Origin of the sequence: Sodalinema sp. (assembly GCF_046483825.1) — a bacterium.
Taxonomy (GTDB): domain Bacteria; phylum Cyanobacteriota; class Cyanobacteriia; order Cyanobacteriales; family Geitlerinemataceae; genus Sodalinema.
Genome location: NZ_JAWOCL010000168.1, coordinates 1 through 4,458 on the forward strand (window position 1 = coordinate 1; position 4,458 = coordinate 4,458).

Annotated in this window: 4 protein-coding genes and 1 tRNA gene; 4 read left to right on the forward strand and 1 reads right to left on the reverse strand. The window is 53.0% G+C overall.

Features of this window, described 5'->3' with window-relative positions; translation table 11 throughout:
• Nucleotides 1–455: 455 nt before the first annotated feature.
• Nucleotides 456–2,942: a glycosyltransferase family 39 protein gene (locus R6U67_RS10850; protein WP_410252560.1), complete on the reverse strand. Its 2,487-nt coding sequence runs from the start codon at nt 2,940–2,942 to the stop codon at nt 456–458.
• A gap of 87 nt (nt 2,943–3,029) precedes the next feature.
• Here R6U67_RS10850 and R6U67_RS10855 point away from each other — a divergent pair, with 87 nt between their 5' ends.
• The 4 genes from R6U67_RS10855 to R6U67_RS10870 all read left to right on the forward strand — a co-directional run.
• The gene (locus tag R6U67_RS10855) at nt 3,030–3,485 is read left to right on the forward strand and encodes a PPC domain-containing protein (protein ID WP_410252561.1); all 456 of its coding nucleotides are present in this window, start codon (nt 3,030–3,032) and stop codon (nt 3,483–3,485) included.
• 137 nt (nt 3,486–3,622) lie between these two features.
• Nucleotides 3,623–3,695 (forward strand) — tRNA-Phe (locus tag R6U67_RS10860).
• 66 nt (nt 3,696–3,761) lie between these two features.
• Entirely contained in the window at nt 3,762–4,229 is a 468-nt protein-coding gene (locus tag R6U67_RS10865; RefSeq protein WP_410252562.1) for a Uma2 family endonuclease, read from the forward strand.
• Between the two features lie 55 nt (nt 4,230–4,284).
• Nucleotides 4,285–4,458: helix-turn-helix domain-containing protein (locus tag R6U67_RS10870; protein WP_410252563.1), on the forward strand; the 174-nt coding region annotated here is incomplete at its 3' end.

The following is a 4,458-nucleotide window of genomic DNA, read 5'->3' on the forward strand; positions in this document are numbered from 1 at the left end:
GTACTTTCCCAATCGCACTGTCTTAACCCCTTAGGACTGTTTAACGATTCGGTTCTAGAGCCGGGAACTAGCACGCATTCCCGGGTAGGAACTTTAACTCTTGCTCTGAACGTAGCCAGTTAAGGCTTAAGCTGGTCAGCTACCTGAAGGGGAGGGCACGAAGCCCCCGTGCTTCAGCCGGGGGTGCTGACATTGAGTTAAGGCGACATAGATTGACAGTTGAACATTGCCATTGAACAGCTAAAAAACTCATTTAATACAGTCTTTTTGCGTTAAAACAATGTCCTATTATATCTGTCTGAATTCCTGGAATTTCTGCCCGGCTTTCAGGTCGGTAATTGCACCTCATCGTCAATTACGACCGTATCATAGCCGACTTCGCAAACTATTGCAAGTAAATCTCAATAAACAAGAAGGGCAACCACAAGGGATTGCCGCTACGGTATTTCTGTTCCCTATTTCCCCCCTAACGGCAACACCTGAGCCGCCCGCCAAACATTCCCGCCCATTAAGGCAGCAGCTCCATCGAGCAGCGGCCATTCCGGGATATCTTGAGGTAACGCTTGTCCCTGGGCGATCGCCGCCTGAGCCGCCCGAGGATGCCAGTCCAAGAGATTCACCACCGCCAAATAAGCATAAGCATAAGGATTATCCCCATCGATCGCCACCACCCGTTCAAACGCCTCAATCGCCCGATCCGCCCGTTTATTGAGAATCCAGGCCAAGGCCACAGCATAGGCCCAATCCGCCCGCTGGGGCTGTTGCTGTAAGCGAACCTCCAACGACTCAATCACCCCATCGAGATAGGCCTGAACCGGGTCATACTGATTGATGCGACTAATTTGGGCAAACATCTCCTCAAACCCCTCCGTTCCCTGGGGGAGAACCTGGGCCAACTGACGTAACTGGGTGGACAAATCCAACTCCGGGGCGGCGATCGCCGTCGCCTGGCGATCGACGCTCACCAGCACCTCAGGAGCCTCAATCGGGCTAATCTCCCCGGTTTGTGGATGCAGCCATTGCACCGATAACTCATAACGTCCCGGCGTGAGCGTCTCGGGGGGCAACATGGCTAAACGTTCGATGACCTGGAAGTGACAGCGATCGGGGTCTTGGCGACAACGACTCTCCCCCGTTGCGGGCGTTTCAAGCCATTGCTGTTGGGTGATGGCGTGATCATGAATCCAGAAATCATCACCATCAGTCTGTTGCCAAGTCACTAAGATCAGGCCATCTCCAATATCATCATGATGTCCCGACCACTCATAGGTCACCGGAACCGCCGTTCCCGGCAAAATTCGCGGCGGAACAGTCACCTGAGTCAGTTGCAAGGATTCCGGGACTCGTCCCTCCTCAGCGATAACGCTAATCGGCGGAATGCGGCGGTGATAGAGAGTTAAGATCTCGCCCTGGGGAAGTGACCATTGTTGTCGTCGCTCAAACTCTCCTCCCTCCTCAATGCGAGCCACCATATCGTCATAGGTATCGGGTACAGAACCGGGATCTCCGGTTTGGGTAACGAACCAAGACAGCGATCGCACATCAGCCGCCACATCCTCCTCCCGGACTCCCACCTGACGGCCATAGACTTGAAACTGCGATCGCGCCCCATAATAATTCAGATTATGTTGATTAACGCTCGCCGTGGAGGGCAAGACTCCCAACGTGGTTTGTAAATAGGGCGTTTCCTCGACAATCCGCTCAATCACCTCCTGATGGGGAAACGACTCCCCGAGATAGACACGGGAACTCGTCGGCATAAACACCAGCGTTGGCCGCAATTGGAACGCCAGAACGAGACTGGTTAGAGTGATAACCCCCCAACGAACTCGCCATCCCCAGGCCATCAGTCCATAGGAGAGGATCAGCGAGAGAATTGGCAACATGGGCAGAATGTAGCGAGGATTCTTATTCGGATTGAGGGAACTCAACAGATAGCTCCCTAAGAGAATCACCGCCAACCAGTGAATCGTCCCAGACCGCCATGGCGGGGGCTTAGGAACCTTCACAAGCGGCTGAATTAGGGGCCGGACTGCTAACAGAACCAGTCCTCCCAGGGCGGCCAACAGCAGCACCCAGGAGATGACCTCCGGTAGCCGCAACAGATAGTAAGTCCAGGCTTCTAAACTGGCCAGGGAGGGATCCCCTTGTTCCGCCGCCGCCGTGATCGTGGCTCGTTGGCTGCCGGTGAGGACTAATAACCAGTTAGTCCGATACCACCAGCCCCAAATTAGGGTTGACCCTGCGATCGCCCCCAGCAACTGCCCCAAACGTCCCCATTGGCGATTCAGCAGTACCACAACCAGAGTCCAGAGAATGGGAATCAGTAAAAATAGGGCGATAGACTGTTTGACAAAAATGCCAATTCCCAGGGATAGGCTGAAGGCTACGGCCCAGTGACGACGATGCTCTTGACTGTTACGCCAGCGGGTTAAACTCCAGAGAATGGTCGAGGTGGCGGCTACGAGGGGATAGTCGAGAACATAGTGAAAGCGGAAGGTGACTAAACCGGGAAAGAGGATACAGAGTCCGGCGGCCCACAGTCCCACTCGTGGCGTGGATAGATGTTGTCCTAAATCGAAGACGGTAAACAGTAGTACACCGGTCCAGGCGATATAGGGTAAAAAGGCCACTTGGCTAGAGAGTCCGAAGAGGCTATGAAAGGGGGCGGTAATGAGATAGATAAAAGGGGGGATTTTGGAGGATAACAGCCAAAGATTCGTCCACCATTCCCCTGAGAACCAGTTTGGCGTTTGCAGGAATTGCCAGTAGTTGAGGCTTCCGGTGAGATAATCGGCGGTATCCCAGTCGGGGACGGCGCGATCGAGGGCCAGCCAGAGGCGATCGACTGCCACGGCGATCGCCCAACACAGCAGCAAGGGAAGACCCCAAGTTATGGTAAAGGCAGGAAAAATTCGTTGAAGCCGTTGGATTGAGTTCAAGGCGTGCATCCGTCCACAGGTTTTATCAGGAATGATCAGGCCAGATTGGTATAGTGCAGTGAATGGTTCGTGTTGTGAGGTTTGAATATGAATGCTAAGCCGATGTCTCGATTTGTGCAGCAGTTAGTCGCGGTTCCTCTGATTAGCTTGAGTTGGGTGATGACGGCCGAGGCCGTTGAACGGCAAAAGCAGCTCTATAACCCGAGTCCCCTACCGCCCAATGGTGAGATTTCCGGAAGCCTCACCGAAAGCGATATTCCCACCGGACAGGGTGGCTTCGCTCATGATTATGTGGTGGAGTTGGAGGAGGGGGATCAGATTACCATCGATGTCACCTCGGACAGTTTTGATACTATTGTGTCGCTCCTAACGCCGGATGGGTTGACCATTGGCGAGAATGACGACGGCCCCGATGGGACAACGAACTCACTGCTGTTTATGCGGATTCAGCGCTCCGGGACTTATATTATCCGAGTTCGCGCCTTTGGTGCGGCGGGCGGGGGTCCCTTTAACCTGAAACTGACTCGCTTACGCCCGATGTAGTTTCCGGGGGTCGGTGGGGCGATCGCCGGGCCGATAGACTCCACCGATTTTTTTTCGCCCAAGGGGTTGCGTTCTCTAAATAGGTCTGTTAGGATGTTTAAGCACTGAAAAACACAAGCGTTTTCTGAGTGCAGTTAGCCGGGATAGCTCAGTCGGTAGAGCAGAGGACTGAAAATCCTCGTGTCGGCGGTTCAAATCCGCCTCCTGGCATTTTAAATTTTTTAGATTAAAACTTTCAAAGATGTTGGTCGTCAAGGAACGGCAAGCCTACATCTGATGACAACATTTCATATCCAAACCGAGACAGCTCCTGTCATCGTCTCTCTACCTGCTTTACCGCCCATGAGTCGTGAGGAGTTCCTGGAGTTCTGCCAGGCTAATGAACCATTGCGGATTGAGCGGGCGGCTACGGGGGAGGTTGAAATTATGCCACCGGCTTTTTCCGATACAGGAAACCGCAATTTTAACATCGCCGTACAACTGGGAATTTGGACAGAACAAGATGGAACTGGGCTAGGATTTGACTCCAGTGCCGGTTTTACGCTTCCCAATGGGGCGATGCGATCGCCGGATGCCTCTTGGATTAAACGAGCTCGATGGAATCAACTCAGCGAGGATGAGCAAGCCTCGTTTGCACCCATCTGCCCGGATTTTGTGGTGGAATTACAGTCCAAAAGCGACGCACTGGCTCAGCTACCAAAAATTTTTGGGTTAGAGCCTCGCCCTTCTAGGGCGACTTTTTGATTGCATATTTCAACCATCCGTGCTAGCCTAAAAAATAAGGTGTCGTTTTTAGGTAATGATTAACCTCACATACCAGTACAAACTTGCGCCCACTCAACAGCAGCAACAGACCTATGACGAATGGTTAGAAACCTCTCGTCGGGTCTGGAACTTTGCTTTGGCAGAGCGCAAAGACTGGTACAAGTCGAGAGCCTGTCTCATCGACCGATGCTCTCTTCGAGGTGAGTAC